At 57.4% G+C, this 14,733-nt stretch carries 18 protein-coding genes; 16 read left to right on the top strand and 2 right to left on the bottom strand.

Features of this window, described 5'->3' with window-relative positions; translation table 11 throughout:
* Positions 1–6: 6 nt before the first annotated feature.
* The 7 genes from EO133_RS04100 (at position 7) to EO133_RS04130 (ending at position 4,367) form a co-directional block, all read left to right on the top strand.
* Positions 7–513 carry a hypothetical protein gene (locus EO133_RS04100; RefSeq protein WP_127071410.1) on the top strand — a complete coding sequence of 169 codons (507 nt, stop codon included), beginning with the start codon at positions 7–9 and terminating at the stop codon, positions 511–513.
* A 25-nt stretch (positions 514–538) separates the two neighbouring features.
* Positions 539–1,609 carry a major capsid protein gene (locus tag EO133_RS04105; RefSeq protein ID WP_127071411.1) on the top strand — a complete coding sequence of 357 codons (1,071 nt, stop codon included), beginning with the start codon at positions 539–541 and terminating at the stop codon, positions 1,607–1,609.
* 88 nt (positions 1,610–1,697) lie between these two features.
* On the top strand, positions 1,698–2,024 hold the full coding sequence (locus EO133_RS04110) for a hypothetical protein (RefSeq protein ID WP_127071412.1): 327 nt from the start codon (positions 1,698–1,700) through the stop codon (positions 2,022–2,024).
* A gap of 54 nt (positions 2,025–2,078) precedes the next feature.
* Positions 2,079–2,492, top strand: a complete 414-nt coding sequence (locus EO133_RS04115; RefSeq protein ID WP_127071413.1) for a hypothetical protein — start codon at positions 2,079–2,081, stop codon at positions 2,490–2,492.
* Positions 2,489–2,857 carry a hypothetical protein gene (locus tag EO133_RS04120; RefSeq protein ID WP_127071414.1) on the top strand — a complete coding sequence of 123 codons (369 nt, stop codon included), beginning with the start codon at positions 2,489–2,491 and terminating at the stop codon, positions 2,855–2,857. Before EO133_RS04115 ends, EO133_RS04120 begins: the two co-directional genes overlap by 4 nt.
* Entirely contained in the window at positions 2,857–3,960 is a 1,104-nt protein-coding gene (locus EO133_RS04125) for a head morphogenesis protein (RefSeq protein WP_127071415.1), read from the top strand. The genes EO133_RS04120 and EO133_RS04125 overlap by 1 nt, the downstream gene beginning before the upstream one ends.
* A complete protein-coding gene (locus tag EO133_RS04130) occupies positions 3,960–4,367 on the top strand; it encodes a hypothetical protein (RefSeq protein ID WP_244640912.1) in 408 nt (135 codons plus the stop codon). Before EO133_RS04125 ends, EO133_RS04130 begins: the two co-directional genes overlap by 1 nt.
* Here the strand turns inward: EO133_RS04130 and EO133_RS04135 are convergent.
* On the bottom strand, positions 4,345–4,548 hold the full coding sequence (locus EO133_RS04135; protein WP_127071416.1) for a hypothetical protein: 204 nt from the start codon (positions 4,546–4,548) through the stop codon (positions 4,345–4,347). The genes EO133_RS04130 and EO133_RS04135 overlap by 23 nt on opposite strands.
* A gap of 108 nt (positions 4,549–4,656) precedes the next feature.
* Here EO133_RS04135 and EO133_RS20795 point away from each other — a divergent pair, with 108 nt between their 5' ends.
* The gene (locus EO133_RS20795; RefSeq protein WP_371870947.1) at positions 4,657–5,016 is read left to right on the top strand and encodes a phage tail terminator-like protein; all 360 of its coding nucleotides are present in this window, start codon (positions 4,657–4,659) and stop codon (positions 5,014–5,016) included.
* A 44-nt stretch (positions 5,017–5,060) separates the two neighbouring features.
* On the opposite strand, the gene EO133_RS04145 is transcribed toward EO133_RS20795, so the two are convergent.
* Positions 5,061–5,372 (bottom strand): hypothetical protein, encoded by a 312-nt coding sequence (locus tag EO133_RS04145; protein ID WP_127071418.1) that lies wholly within the window; start codon positions 5,370–5,372, stop codon positions 5,061–5,063.
* Positions 5,373–5,512: 140 nt separating this feature from the next.
* Here EO133_RS04145 and EO133_RS04150 point away from each other — a divergent pair, with 140 nt between their 5' ends.
* From EO133_RS04150 to EO133_RS04180, 8 genes are all read left to right on the top strand, one after another.
* Positions 5,513–6,304: a hypothetical protein gene (locus EO133_RS04150; protein ID WP_127071419.1), complete on the top strand. Its 792-nt coding sequence runs from the start codon at positions 5,513–5,515 to the stop codon at positions 6,302–6,304.
* 15 nt (positions 6,305–6,319) lie between these two features.
* Positions 6,320–6,733: a hypothetical protein gene (locus EO133_RS04155; protein WP_127071420.1), complete on the top strand. Its 414-nt coding sequence runs from the start codon at positions 6,320–6,322 to the stop codon at positions 6,731–6,733.
* Positions 6,734–6,783: 50 nt separating this feature from the next.
* Positions 6,784–7,074 carry a phage tail assembly chaperone gene (locus tag EO133_RS20800; RefSeq protein WP_428372631.1) on the top strand — a complete coding sequence of 97 codons (291 nt, stop codon included), beginning with the start codon at positions 6,784–6,786 and terminating at the stop codon, positions 7,072–7,074.
* 389 nt (positions 7,075–7,463) lie between these two features.
* Entirely contained in the window at positions 7,464–9,968 is a 2,505-nt protein-coding gene (locus EO133_RS04160; RefSeq protein WP_127071421.1) for a phage tail tape measure protein, read from the top strand.
* Complete coding sequence (locus tag EO133_RS04165) at positions 9,968–10,624, top strand: hypothetical protein (protein WP_127071422.1); 657 nt, start codon at positions 9,968–9,970, stop codon at positions 10,622–10,624. Before EO133_RS04160 ends, EO133_RS04165 begins: the two co-directional genes overlap by 1 nt.
* Positions 10,625–10,628: 4 nt before the next feature.
* Positions 10,629–11,288 carry a hypothetical protein gene (locus tag EO133_RS04170; protein ID WP_127071423.1) on the top strand — a complete coding sequence of 220 codons (660 nt, stop codon included), beginning with the start codon at positions 10,629–10,631 and terminating at the stop codon, positions 11,286–11,288.
* Between the two features lie 8 nt (positions 11,289–11,296).
* Entirely contained in the window at positions 11,297–11,707 is a 411-nt protein-coding gene (locus EO133_RS04175; RefSeq protein ID WP_127071424.1) for a DUF6950 family protein, read from the top strand.
* Positions 11,708–11,710: 3 nt separating this feature from the next.
* A partial coding sequence (locus tag EO133_RS04180) for a phage tail protein (RefSeq protein ID WP_248297982.1) occupies positions 11,711–14,733 on the top strand: 3,023 nt, incomplete at its 3' end.

Consider the following 14,733-nt stretch of genomic DNA (forward strand, 5'->3'; position numbering starts at 1 on the left):
GCCGACATGGCACGCTACAATCGCATTCATCTGGGCCCGGCCCGCAAGAACGATCCGCAGGTTCGTGAAGCGGAAGCCGGAGCAAGCTCGACCATCCTTCCCGGCACGTTTGTCGTGCTGTCCTCGGGGCGGTTCGTCAACGCTGGTGCCGAAACGGTCGGCAAGCTCTGGCTGGCGCAGGAAAACTATCTCGCCATGAAGGGCGTGGACGTTGCCTACGGTGCCTATGCAGCCGGTCCTCCGGTTGTGCGCGGCGATACCGTTCTGGGCCTCGAACTTGAGGGCGACACTCACTACGCCGCCGTCATCGCTACCGGCACGAATATCACCGCCGTGGGTACCCCGCTCAAACTTGCGGCTGGCGGCAAGCTCGCCATTGCAACGCCGGGCGAGGACAATATCGTCGCGTTTTCCGACGAGGTTTACAACAACAACACTGGTGCCGACCAGCTGATCCGCATTCGTGTCTCGGGCATTCCGGGTGCACAGGGTCCGCAGGGCGAGGCTGGTTAATCGCGGTCGATAAGGAGAAAACCCGATGCGCTATTTTGACGAAAGCCTCGTCGCCAACTCTCGCCCCCACCGTCAATGGTGGAATGAGGTTGGCGCTCAGCGCGAGGCATTCCATATCCACGAGGAAAACCTGGCCGAACTGGCGTCGAGCACTGGTCTTGTGACCAACTCGGCCGCCGTTCTGCCGCGTGACGCCTGGCTGGAAATGGACACCATTACTCGCCGCGTAATGCGCGACGATGAAGGCCAGACCTATATGGCCGATCTGATGCCCTTGGCCCGCCCGGTCCATATTGGCAAGATCGTCTTTGGCAACCGCGTTTCGAGCGATGCTGGCACGGTTCGCCGGTCTCTCTCGGGCAAGGTGCCAGAGGTGATCGATAAGGTCACTTACGACTACCGCAACACCCTCGTGCCGATCTTCAACACCGGCTATGGCCGGTCGTGGCGCGAGTGGAACACGCTGCAATCTGAGAACTTCGACGCCCTGTCGGACGATCAGGAAGCACACACCGCGAAGATCCGCGAGGATCAGGCCGACTATGCGCTCGACGGCGACGATACGCTGACATTCGAGGGCACTACTGGTTACGGTATTCGCACCCACCCGCTGTCCAAGTCCATCAATCTGGGTTCGGCTGTTGGTGGGGCGAATATCGACCTCGCATCCACTTCAACCACTGCTGATGAAATTGATGCATTCTTCACCGGTCCGTTCGGTGCCATGCTGGATGCCAACCTCATCACTGAGCCGGTGAACCTCTATATCTCGCCGGAAATCGCCCGCAACTGGGATCGCCAGTATTCGGGTTCTGCGGGGTTCAAGGGTGGTCGCATCATGGACTTTGTGCTGACCAATCGCCGTATCAGGAAGATCGGCGTAACTTACAAGTTGAGCGGAAACCAGTTCTTCGGCTTTGTGCCGAACGCGAACTATATCCGCCCGTTGGTCGGCATGGCAGTCAACACCACAGCGGCTGTTCGGCTCAACCCGGTAGATGACTACAATTTCCTCCTTATGGGGGCGATGGGTCTGGAAATCCGGGCCGACTTCAACGGCAAAGCTGGAGTGTTCTACTCGGTAGTCGTGAACTAAGCCGCTCTACTGGCGAGCATTATGAAGGGGCCGGGTCTCTGGCCCCTTTTTGTATGCCCACACTCCACCACATGAAAGGATCGCTGCAATGCGTATCGAAATCACTGCCAAGGGAATTTACGGCGTCAATGGCGAAATACCTGTCGGCACCGAACTGACCGTCAAGGAAGAACCCAAGGGCTGGGGCGGTCGCTACCGGGTAATATCGGGCGGGGCTGGCGGGAAGTCCGCTGTAACCAACCCGGCGGGCGGTGATGCACCCAAGACCGCTGTGGAAGTCCTCGCGATGGCCACTGATGGCACACACTTCCAGACCTTTGCCGCTGAGGCCCGCAAGCTTCTGGGCGACAAGACGCCGAGCAGCAAGGACGAAATCGTCAAGGCGCTCGAAGAACTGGCGACGAAGCCTGAATAACATTGGGCGCGGGCAACTGCGCTCATACCCTCCATTCCAGCCACAGGGGCGGTCATGTACGGCACGATAGAGGATTGGCGCGCATATGCCCTTGCGCGGGGAGACAATGCCCCCACACAGGCTTCTGACACGCTGGCAACCGCCGCGCTGGTGCGGGCAAGCGATTATATCCGCTTCCATTACGTCGAGCATTTCCTGCCTCATTGTGACGCCTCAATGCCCTTTGTCGAGGAAGCGACCTATATTGCCGCAAGCCTTGAACTGGCAACGCCGGGTTTCTTCTCCACCAATATCGTGCCCAACGAGGCTATTGCCGAAGTTGCTGCCGGTAGTGCTCGGGTGAAATTCCGCGACGGCGCCGACCCTGTGGCCGGTGCCGTTCCTGTCGTGACCATGATTGATGCAATGCTCGCGGGCTGCATGCCGAAAGACGTTCAGTGCATCGGTATCTGGGCTATTGGCCCATGACCTCGCTTCTCGAAGGCCGCATTGCCGATCTTATCCAGAGCGGGCTTGAGGCAGGCAAACTGGTCTATGACATTCAGTTTCACAGGGACGGTGCGATCATCCCGCCCGCCAATCCTTGGGAAGACCCGACATACGGACCGCCTATCGACCATGTATGCCGGGGCTTTGTCGATGATTATAGCACAATGCTCATTGCTCAGAGCGTGGTGCAAATCGGAGATCGCAAGATAAACATCGTTGCTAATACGCTGCCGGTCGTTCCCGAGCCTGGGGATAAAATTACGGCTCAGGGTCAGACGTTCTTGGTTATCACGGTCAAACGCGATCCGGCCACGGCGATGTGGGAATTGCAGGGGCGTAGCTAATGGCGAGACGGCCAACCCGCGCACAGCTTCGCAGGCAGATACGAGCCATCATCGATGAGTTCGACCCGCAGGCTCAGGCCGCGTTCATGGATAGCGTGAACGAAATCACGTCCGGCATAGCGCTCGCGGCGCTTGTCGAGGCGCTCAGAGCGCGAGACGTAGAGGCGGCGGTTCGTGCCCTCAATATCGATGGTGCGGCGTTCACGCCTTTGCGCAGGGCCTTGGAGCAAGCCTATTACGCAGGCGGGGCAGGGACCGTGGCAGCAATGCCGACCTTGCGCACCGTCAGTGGCCAGCAGATAGCCTTGCGCTTTGATGTGGCGTTCCCGCGCGCTGAGCATCGTATTCGTGACTTGGCGGGCGGGTTCATCACTCGCATGACTGAGGAAATGCGCGGACTGGCTCGCACCGTCATTGCCGATGGATATGCTTTGGGCCGTGGCCCGAACACCATTGCCTATGATCTGGCAGGCAGAATAAACCGGGCAACCGGTCGAAGGTCTGGCGGAATCCTCGGGCTATCTGGCCCGCAGTACGAGTATGTACGGACAATGCGGGAAGCCTTGGCAAATGGTCCCGGAATATTTCGGCGCCCAAATGGCGATCCGGTATTCTGGATAAAGCGTGATGGCACACTCGGGACGACATTGACACGTCGCGATCACCGTTTCGATGGCACGATCATCAAGGCGATCCGCGAAGGCAAGCCAGTTCCGGCGGATATGGTTTCGCGCATCACTGGGCGGTACAGCGATCGATTGCTCCTTACTCGGGCTGAGGTTGTTGCTCGAACCGAAGTTGGCGAGGCCGTCATGGCTTCCAAGCGTGAGGCGTTCATTCAGGGCTTGGAGAAGACCGGATATACCGAGCAGGCCGTAACACGCCGCTGGAAGCACTCCGGGCGCAGAGGAAAGCACGCTCGCGACCAGCACATTGCTATGAATAATGTCGAGGTAAAAGGGCTCAGTGAGCCTTATACGCTACCTGACGGAACACGCATGATGCACCCGCTGGATTCGTCCCTCGGGGCTGGGCCAGATCAGATAGTTTCGTGCGCTTGCGATGAGGAAATTTTGCTGGATTTCAGTGAGGGCGTGACCTGATGGCTGGCTCGTTTTCTGCCACGGTATCGGCGTGGGCGCAAAAGTCCGAACAGCGCATGACTGCCGTGGCGCGTGAATCTGCCCAGACGCTGGCAAGCGAAATACGCAAGCCAGTTGGCGAGGGCGGGAGAATGCCCGTCATCACCGGCAACTTAAGACGGTCACTGCTCGCCTCGACAACCGCGATGCCGACTATCCAGCGCGATCAGCGTGAGTTCCCGGACAATGAGGAGCAAATCACGCTCGAAATTGCAGGGTGGGAAATGGGAACGCCGCTCTACCTTGGCTTCCAGGCAGCTTATTCTCGGGTGCGGGAGTACGATTACGGATTTGTCGCTATGAGCGCGCAACGCTGGCAGCAAATTGTCGATGAAAGCGCCCGGATTATTCAGTCTCGGGTGGGTTAACCCCGTCGCCTTCGTTGAGGATTATCCACGCCCGCTGCATCTGCTCGATTTGGCGGATCATCGTGGCGACAACTTGTCGGCCTTCTTCTGTATCGCAGACGCGCCCCTGACATTGCAGCCACATGTTGTGGAGCATTTCATGGATTTCGGCTTCATCTGTGAGGGGCGGCTTATCTGACATTGGTGCAAACCATAAACGAGAGTTCAGTGCATGGCTACGCCAAACACCAACAGCAAGATTTGGCAGGCATTGCGTGAGCGTATTCTAACGCTCCCATTGCCAGCGGATATGCCCATATTGTGGCCAGCGCGTCTCAAGGAGCTTCCAAAAGAATGGTGCCTTGAGATTACTCACCTTGTGAATCGTCCCGGCCGAGTTTTCATCGGATCCGATGCTCCGCACCAAAGGCTTGGAATTCTCCAGATCGGCCTGCTTACGGAGATAAACTCGAAATACGACGATCAGTTGTCTCGCTTGACCGAATTGGCCGGTAACATAGCTGATCATTTCCCCACGGATTTGCGCATGTCCTATGGCGGTGTGTCTGTCCGCGTTACCGAAGCCCCCGAAGTCGCAACATCGTTCAAGGACGAAAAGCGCAGTCGCATCGTCACGCCAGTAAGCGTGAGGTGGCAGGCATGGGCATAGCAACACTAGATAAGCTGCTTGCAGCGTAGGAGGCGGCGTGACGCCTAATGAGTTTCTTGCCCAGGTTCTGAGCGAACTATCTCTACCGACGCCCCGGTGTCCGCTTGAAGCTGATCCATGTGTTGCTTCACGCGCTGCGCGATCCTCTCATAAACCAAGGCTGACCCTGGTACATGACGATTGCGTTTTGCGAGGTCTTCCAGATGACCGTGCTCGTCACCCAGGATCATCACAGCCTCACTTGCGGTTAGTTTGTTCAAATTGACCAGCCGCAAGATCAGCCGACAAGTCATGTCCGCCGTTGCGATACTGACGCCCGCAACCTGCTCGACCAGTTGTTTTTGCTGATAGTCCATCCGTCCCTCCAGTTTGACCCTTGCATCAAACCAGACACCTCCGGATGAGTCACCAGGAACAAAGGCGGATCTGTAACACCAACCTAATCAACCCTTGCGGCGGTCCATTTGGGCCGCTTTTTTCATGAAAGGAACATGAAGTGAGCCAGACATTCCCTGTGGCGGGACGAAAGATTTATATCGGCCCCGTCATCACAGCCCCGACAGGACCGGGCGCAGAATTTACCGCCAATGACTTCCTCGCGCCGAACGATCCGGAATGGACGCCAATCGGCAAGTGGCAGACCGCTGGCGCCCTTGGCGGCGATCAGCAAACAATTACCACGCCCTATATCAACGAGGACTGGGAAGACGTGCAAATGGGCACGAAGAACCCCGGTGTTCAACAGCACACGTTCGGCGTGGTCGAAGGTGATCCGGGCCAAGTGGCAATCTATGCCGCCGCTGGGGACAAGCGCTTGCGGCAGTTCCTTGTCGAATTCCCCGACGCGCCTGAAAACGGAACACCTTCCTATCGTCTCTTTGCGGCCTATGTGAAGGAGCCAGCTGAGCAGGGCGGCGATGCCAACACAGCCGGCATGATGCAGGTTGAGCTGGTCCGCGCCAAGAATATGGTTCGCATCGCTGCTACTGGCGACATGCCCCCGGTCAACACCTTCCCGCCGTTCATCTATGGCGATGCTCAGGTTGGCGAGATTGTCGAATCCAATAACGGCAACTGGACCGGCGCCGATAGCTTTGCCCAACTGTGGCAGGCTTCGGCTGACGGCGTGGGCGGATGGGCCGCGGCTGGCGGCACCAACAACGCCGCAAACCTTACCGTCGATGGCGACAACGAGGGCGACTATCTGCGCCTTCGCGTTACGGCAACCGGGACAGGCGGCGATACCGTTGCCTATTCCAATGTCATTGGCCCGGTTATCCCGGCTTAACGAGGTAGTCTGAGTATGGATATTTTTGCAACAGCCTATGACACCGACGCAATTGAAAACGGTGAATGGGTGAATGACATCCCCGGCCTGCCGGGGGTAAGCCTTAAGGTTCGGGGCGACAACAGCGATGCCTATCAAGCAGAACTGTTGCGCCTCGGGCGTGACGCTCCCGACGAAGACCGGGAAACCGATGGTGCCTTGACTATCGAGGCGGCATTGAAGTTTGCGCCAGAAGCTGCTCACAAGGCGCTGCTGCTTGACTGGAAAGGCATCGAGCGAAATGGCAAGGCCATGAAGTACGATCCTGAAACAGCCAAGCTGTGGTGCACTGACCCGCGTTTCAAGCACTTCCGCAAGGGGGTGTTGTACGCCGCTGGGATCGTGGGTCGCCGCCGCGCCAAGATCGCAGGTGATCTGGAAAAAAACTGATAGAGGCTGTGCGCTGGTATTTCGAGAATACCGGCGCCAGCCCGACTGCCATGCCCAAGTTACTCCCAGGCGGGGAATTGTATTTTGAAGCGTTCTGGAAGCTGAACGGTGATAGGCAGATTGGCGTCAGCGTAGGGCCAATTCCATTCGTGGCAATAGATCGATACGCAGATCGTATGGGGTTCAACAGCCCACGAGAGTTTTCTCTGCTGCACCGCTTGGTAACAGCAATGGATGGGGTCTATCTTGATCACCTCCATGAGAAGGCAAAAGAAGACGGGGGGCAGCCACAGACCTCTGGCCGGAATCTCACGCCCGATCTTTTCGATGCGGTATTTTAGTACCCGTCCTGCTCAAGAAGGTAGCGGACTTCCTCGAACCTCCTCCCGACCTCACCAGTGCTTTCTGGGGTTGCGGTAGTGGATCGGAATGAAAGTCTTTGCAGCACCAAAGGTGACTCGCGACTTTCGAACTCGCATTCAAAATTGCCAGCACTAAGCGCCAAACGGGCGCGTGGTGGCGAGAGTTCTGCAAAATCTTGAGCCAATGAAATCCTAACGGTCGGGCTTGCAAACCAGTGGGCAGCGGCAGCCTTGCACGCCTCAACAACCCTACTTTCCTGAGCGCCTGCTGCGCTCGCTGCCAAACTTAAAACCGCAATCGCAATCCAGCGCATTCGTCCCTCCGAAATTGAGGGCCGAACGCTAAACCATGTCTGGAGAAATTCCAAATGGATATAGCCCAGCTTGGCCTTGAGATCCGCAGTGACGGCGTAGTAGTGGCGTCCAATCGACTCAGGCAGTTCAACAAGGATGCTGGGCATGCTGAGCGGTCCACACAGGGCATTACACGCGCCATGCGCACTTTGGCCCCGGTTGTGGCAGCGGCAATGGCAGCGTTCAGTTTTACCCGTGTGACGCAGACAATCGCCGGGTTTGAGCAATCGATGGCCTCGGTTGCCGCAATTACAGGTGCAACAGGGCGCGATCTGGAGTCCTTGCGTGACATTGCCAAGGAACTCGGTGCAACCACAGAATTTAGCGCGTCTCAAGCTGCTGATGGTCTGCGGTTTCTTGGCATGGCGGGGTTTAGCGCCGCCGAGTCTATCCAAGCCATACCTGACGTTCTGAACCTCGCTACGGCAGCCAGCATGGATTTGGCGAGCGCCGCAGACATTACCAGTAATGTTATGGGCGCTTTTGGCATCGCTGCGCAGAACGCGGCAGAAGCGGCTGATGTCATGGCTCTGGCATCGAGCCGCGCCAATACCGATGTGAGCCAGCTTGGCAACGCAATGGCGATGGCTGGTCCGGTGGCGAATAGCCTAGGTATCAGTATCAACGACACGGCTGCTGCAATTGGCGCGCTCTCGGATCTAGGCATTCAAGGCAGTCAAGCTGGTACAGGGCTGCGCCGCGTAATGTCTTCGCTGATCGGCCCAACTGGCGATGCCAAGAGGGCCATTGAAGGGATGGGCCTTACTGTCGCTGAACTTAACCCAGAGGCCAACGACCTTATCGACATCGTTGATCGGCTTCGTGAGGCCAACATTAGCGCAGCAGAGGCGTTCACGATATTCGGGGATCGCGGCGCGCCTGCCATTCTCGCCCTTGTTGAGAACAATTCAAAGCTGCGCGAACTCACACGAGAACTTGGCAATGCGGAGGGCGCCGCCGCTGCAATGGCTGAAACGATGCGCGACAACTTGCAGGGCGACTTGCAGGGGCTAAACTCGGCGATTGAGGGTTCGATTATTGCGCTAGGCGAAGCAGGGCTGACCGACGCCCTCAGAACTGTAGTTCAATTCGGAACCGAGGGGTTCCGGCTGCTCGCTGAGAATGGTGAGTTGTTCCTTACCGTTGTGGTGAGCCTTTCGTCGGCGCTGGGTGCATACGCAATAGCAGCGGGAGGCGCAGCAGCGGCGACGGGGCTCTTTACAGCGGCGCTTGCTGTGCTCACCGGCCCTGCCGGCCTATTGGCGCTGGCGGTTGGTGGCTTGGTCGCATTCCACATGACGATGGGCGATACCGTATCGCCTGCGCAACAGGCCGCCGACGCTATTTCTGAAGTTGATGAAGCCCTGAAAGATGTCACGGCATCATCGCCAGATCACCTGTCTGCGCTCAACGAGGCGATCCGGGGGCACTTGGACGCGGCGAAAGCTGCGCTGGCCCATGCGATGGCCGAGCGGGAATACCTTAGGGCCAAAGAGGAAACGACGTTCTATCTGGGCGGACTTGGTGCCGATGCGCTCGATGCAGCAATTCAGCGCAACAATGATGAACTTAAGCGTCTCATGGACCTGATTGCAGAGCTTGAGGGCAGGCAGGCATCTCTGCGTGCTGCCGTTGCTCCGGGTCTCATTTCAGGAACGTTCGCTCTGTTTGGAGATGATGACGAGGGCAGCCCCCCTGGCACACCTCCGAGGCGTGGAGCAGCATCAGCAGCAACATCACAACTCAACGCCTATCAGCAGATGACCAAGGCGGTGAACGACAACATCGATGCGCTGAACACACAACGGCTTGCGTTCGATCTTGGCGAAACTGCCGCAGTGCGGTTCACCACAGCAATGGAACTGTTGCGGGCGGCTGAGGAAGCCAAAATCCCGATCACGAGCCAGTTGATCGAAGACATCAACTCATTGGCCGATGCCTACGCTCTCGCAGAGGAACGCACGCGGCAGCTTCAAGAGCAACAGCAACTGGCGATCAGCATCAACAACACGCTGGCTCAGGGCTTCACCAACATGTTTACTGGGCTTGTTGACGGCTCAAGGAGCGCTGTGCAGGCGATTGGAGACCTTCTCAAGTCTCTGGGTCAACTTCTCATCAATCAGGCGTTCATGAGCCTGTTTGGCGGCGGCACGGCGGGCGGGTTTGGCGGGTTCCTCTCCGGCATATTCCCCGGCTTTGCCAATGGCACGAACTACGCCCCTGGTGGGCTTGCATGGGTGGGTGAGAGAGGTCCGGAGCTTGTAAATCTGCCGCGCGGCTCGCAGGTCATCCCGCACCAGCAGTCTATGGCAATGGCATCAGGCGCGGCGAACTCCAATCAGCGCGTGCAGATTGACGTCAATGTCTCGGTGGACGGTTCGGGCAATATCGTCGCGGTTGCCAAGCAGGTTGCGGGTCAAGAGGCTGAAGTGAGGATCAACAACTGGTCCGAGCAGGCGTTGCCGCTCCGTATGCGCCAGATACAGTCGAACCCACGTAAGCGGGCAGGTGGCAGGTAATGGCTATCACTTTTCCGCTTTCGGCTCAGGCATTCATTGACCTACTGACCATCGAAAACGCCACGTTCAAGCCATCTCGCAATGACCAGTTGTCCGGGTTGGGCAATGGCCAGCCATTGAATACGGAACTGGCATCGCCTCTCTGGCAAGTGGACGTTTCGACTGGGCCGATCCCGAACGACGACGCGGAAGCGATTGCGGCACTGATCGAACGTCTGGAGCAGCCGGGGAATGACTTTTACGTCTATAATCCTCGCAAGCTCGGGCCTCGGATGGACAGGGACGGCTCCATTCTTGGCGCGGCCACCCCGACGATTCACACTCTGGCATCAAACAACCATCAAATCCGCGTCGATGGCCTGCCAAGCGGGTACGTCCTTTCGCGCGGTGATATGCTGGCTTTCGAATATGGCCCAACTGGTCAGAAACGCCGCGCAATGCACCGTATTGATGAAACTGTCACGGCGTCAGGAGCGGGCCTTAGTCCCCTCTTCGAAGTATTCCCGCATATCAGGCCCGGTGCGGCAGTCGGTGATCCTGTTTTTCTCGCGCCGGCTGCAATGCGGGCAAAGATCATTCCCGGCTCTTACAGCATCACTCAAGTCGGAGCGCTCCACCAGCGCCTGTCGTTCTCTGCAATCCAGAAGCTGATCTAGCCCCATGCGCACAGCCGATCCTAATGCCATCGCCCTTTTGCAAGGAGCCGATACACGCGGCCTCGTCACCGCAGCAATGCTGGTGTTTGAGGTCAAAACGTTCGCAGGCGATCCCGTACCATTTGGGTTCTGGACCGAGCACGATACGGAGACGGGGACCGTGGTCTCTCCTTGGACCGGCACCCCGGCCAGCTATCCGTTTGTAGGCGGCGGCGCGGTCCTTGACGTTGGCGAAGTGCCACGCACCAGCGATCTGGACGTGGTGGACATGGCCGTCACTCTGTCAGCGGTCCATGAAACCGTTCTGGACATGTGGACAGGCCACGACATGCGGCTTGCCAAGATTGCCGTTTATGAGGGGCTTTTTGACCCGCAGACGCGCAACTTCGTAAGCGCCATGCTGGAGTTTGTCGGTGAGGTAGATGGCGCACCCAAGAATGTTCCGGCGGCTGGTGGCGAAGGCGGCATCCAGTTCACGTTCGTTTCTGACACACAGCAACTCACCCGCACCAATCCCGCAAAAAGATCGGACGCTCACCAGCGGACCCGCAACGGTGATGGCTTTCACAAATACATCGGCGTGGCCGGTGACTGGATCAACCCTTGGGGGCAGAACGCCGAGGGGGGAGATAGGCAAGGTATATTCTCGGGCAGCAAAAAATAGGGAAGATCATGCGGAAACACGATTGGCGCAAGCGCCTTGGCCAATATGTAGATAACGTCCGGACCAAGCCGTATGCCTTTGGGTATCAGGATTGCTGGTTGTTTGTTGCCGGGGCTGTTTCTGCGATGACCGGAACCAATCACGCCAAAAAGCACAAGGGCAAGTACAAGACTGCTCGTGGGGCCTTGGGCATCATGAGGCGTGCAGGGGCCAATAACATGGCCGATTTTGCGGGCCTCTATCTTGAGGAACATAGCGCTCCAGTGTTTGCGCATATTGGCGATGTGATGGCCATACCGACCGATGACGCTTTTGGTTTCTCACTTGGCATCCTCAATGGCGAACGGGTTCTCGTGGTGACGCCAAACGGCATCGATACCCGCGACCGCTCCGAAGCAACGCGCGCTTTCAAGGTTTAGTTTATGCCATTTCTTGCACCTATTGCTGCCGCCCTTATCGGGGGCGGCTTTGCCACGCAATTGCTTGTTGGGACCGCGTTCGCCGTTGGCGGCGCTCTCCTGTCGCAAGCGATGGCGCCAAAGCCGCCAAAGCAGGTGGACCCCGGCGTCTCTCTCAATCTGCGGCTGGGCGGCAATGAACCGCTATCCTTCCTTGTGGGCACAACTGCGGTTGCTGGCCATCGGGTTTATGCCGGGACATGGGGGCAGGTGGGTGAAACGCCCAATGCCTATCTTGTCGATGTGCTGGAAATCGCGAATTTGCCGGTGGATGGCTACAACGGCGTTTTCGTAAATGGCGAATGGGGCACGATCCGCTGGAATGAGCCGCATTCTGAATTTGGATATCCAGTCAATCAGGGCCGCAAGGGAGGGAAAGACCATCTTTGGGTGAAATTCTATGACGGCCGGCAGACTGTCCCAGATGCCTACCTGCGCAATCGGTTCGGCAATCATCCGGATCGGCCTTACACAGAAGACATGGTGGGTCGCGGCAATGCCTATGTCATCGTTACGGTGCGCTACAATCGGGAGCTTTGGCAGAATGGTGCGCCCTCAATACTTTCCGAAGTCCGGGGCCTCCGCTGCTACGACCTACGCAAGGACTCGACGGTCGGCGGATCGGGCGCGCATCGTAGAAACAATCCTGAAACATGGGAGTGGACCGCCAACCCCTATGTAATTGCGTACAATGCCGCCTTCATGGGCGTTTACTTTGGCTCAGAATGGGTATGGGGGCTACAAAATCTTCCGGCCCTGCGGTTGCCCCAGTCCGCATGGATCGCGGCCATGAACGAGGCAGACAGAACGCTTGCAGCATGGGATAATCAGAAACAGTTCACCATCGGCGGCGAGATCACCGTCGATATGGAGCCCGCCGCTGTTCTAGAGGAAATCGCCCGTTCATCGATGGGTCGGTTTATTGAAAGCGCTGGAAGCTACAAGCCCCGCTGCGGCGCACCAGGTACATCGGTCTGGAGCTTTGGTGAGGGCGAGTTGCTGATCACCGATCCGCGCACAATTACGCCGTTCCCTGGGCTCGAAAACACGCATAACTATGTCGAAGTAAGCTATTCCGAACCCGGAGAAGCTTGGGGACCAAAGGCGGCTCCCGCGCAAACCAATGCTGCTTATGTAACGGCAGACGGAAATCGTAAGCTATCGGCGGGGCTGAACCTGCCAATGGTCAACAGGAACGAGCAAGCACAGCGGCTGGCATATAGCTATCTGGAGGATGGGCGCCGGTTCCGCATGTTCCAAGCGTCGTTCCATCCCATTACCTGGCTGCTAGAGCCGGGTGATGTGATCGATGGAACTATTCTGTCCGAAGGCTACAACGGCAAGCAGTTCGAGATCCTCGAAATGTCGGGGCGCCGGACGTTCGTTCAGACCATGACGCTGCGCGAAATCGACCCATCGGACTTCGACCCGCCAGCAAGTGCGAAACAGCCGTGGTCTGTTGGGCCGATTCATACGATCTATCCGCCTGCGCAACCTGCTACCGGCGTTTCGTTTGCGCCGTACATCTTCTTTGATAATGAAGCCAATGCGCGCCGTCCCGGCATTGAGGCCTTTTATCAGGGCGGCATGGATGATATTGAGTATTTCCGGGTTCAGGTCCGCTGGCCCGGGTCGGAACTGCCATTCTTCGACGGAGAATTTGCCTATCGCGACGATATCGTTGGCACTGCCTCTCAGCCGATCTTTAGTACCTCGTTCGTGCCCAACGCTGACTTGGAAGTGCGTGGCAAGTATGTGCCTTTCAGCGCTCGTGAGACTGATTGGACTTCATGGCTTGCGGTCCCGACGCCCGACATAAAACTCGGCCCGCTCGATGTCATCTATGGCGATATTGACCTCGATGAACTCGGCAAGCAGGTCGAGGGCTTACTCGACTGGATGGGCGGTAATATCCGCGATGTGATCGAGCAGGCTCAGGCCCAAGCGGTTCTGACCGGCGACCAGGAGCTTGCCAATGCCATGCAGTTCGATGAATTGCGGCGCTCGCTTGGTACGGTGGTTGGTGATCTTTCCGCCACGTTTGAAGAAACGATCACCACGGCTATAATTCCGATGAACGGGCGGCTCGTGGCGCTCGCCGATGCCCTGACCGAACTATCTGCTGCGGATGCCGGCGATATATCGTCAGCGCGTATTAGGTTCACTGCAATGTCCGGCCCGAGTGGCTATGCGCGCGTCGGTATTGAAACGCGCTTCGATGTTGCCAATACCGGCGATTATCGGCTGGCTGGTAGTTATTGGGATACTCCAAACGACCCCCAATTGCCCACCCGCAGAGTTGAGATTGCCGAGCAGTTCATCATTGCGGAAAGTGCTGCTGCCGCTGGATCGCAACCCTTTATTTTTGAGGGCGGAAATCTGCGCGTGCCGAACGCGTACATCTGGGGCTTAACGGCGGTCAATATCGAGACGGCATCTATTGCTGCAGACTTGGGTTTCATTCAAACGCTGACATCTGAGCAGGCGTTCATTGATAACCTGCAGGTGGGATGGGCTGCGATTGAAAACGCAGTTGTCAACAATCTGGTCGTTAACGCGGCGATGATAGGAGACCTTGCCGTAACCCGGATCAAGCTCGAAGAGGGCTCTGTTACTGACGTTTACAAGGCTGGACCCACTTCCGGAAGCATGTCCGCACCGGGAACCATAACGTTGAACAGTCAAACTATAAATGTAGGCGCAGGTGATCTTATATCAGCTGGAGCGGTCGTTGTGGGTTTTGGAGGCGGGAACGTTAGCAATGGCGGCTTTCGTATGTTCATCGAAATGGTGGCGGGTGGTGATGTTTACGTCATAGGTGAAGGTACGAGCGCTAGTTGGACAAACCAGTCTGAAAGAAACGCCGCCCCTGAACCCTATGCAAGTGGGTTGGCCCTATCTCCAATTACCGGAAATGTAACAATTCGATCAAGAATTCAGCTTTTCGGCTCGATTGCCTACTCGGGAACCCGTCGCCTAACATCCAA

This window comes from Pelagibacterium lentulum, from assembly GCF_003992625.1.
GTDB classification, from domain to species: domain Bacteria; phylum Pseudomonadota; class Alphaproteobacteria; order Rhizobiales; family Devosiaceae; genus Pelagibacterium; species Pelagibacterium lentulum.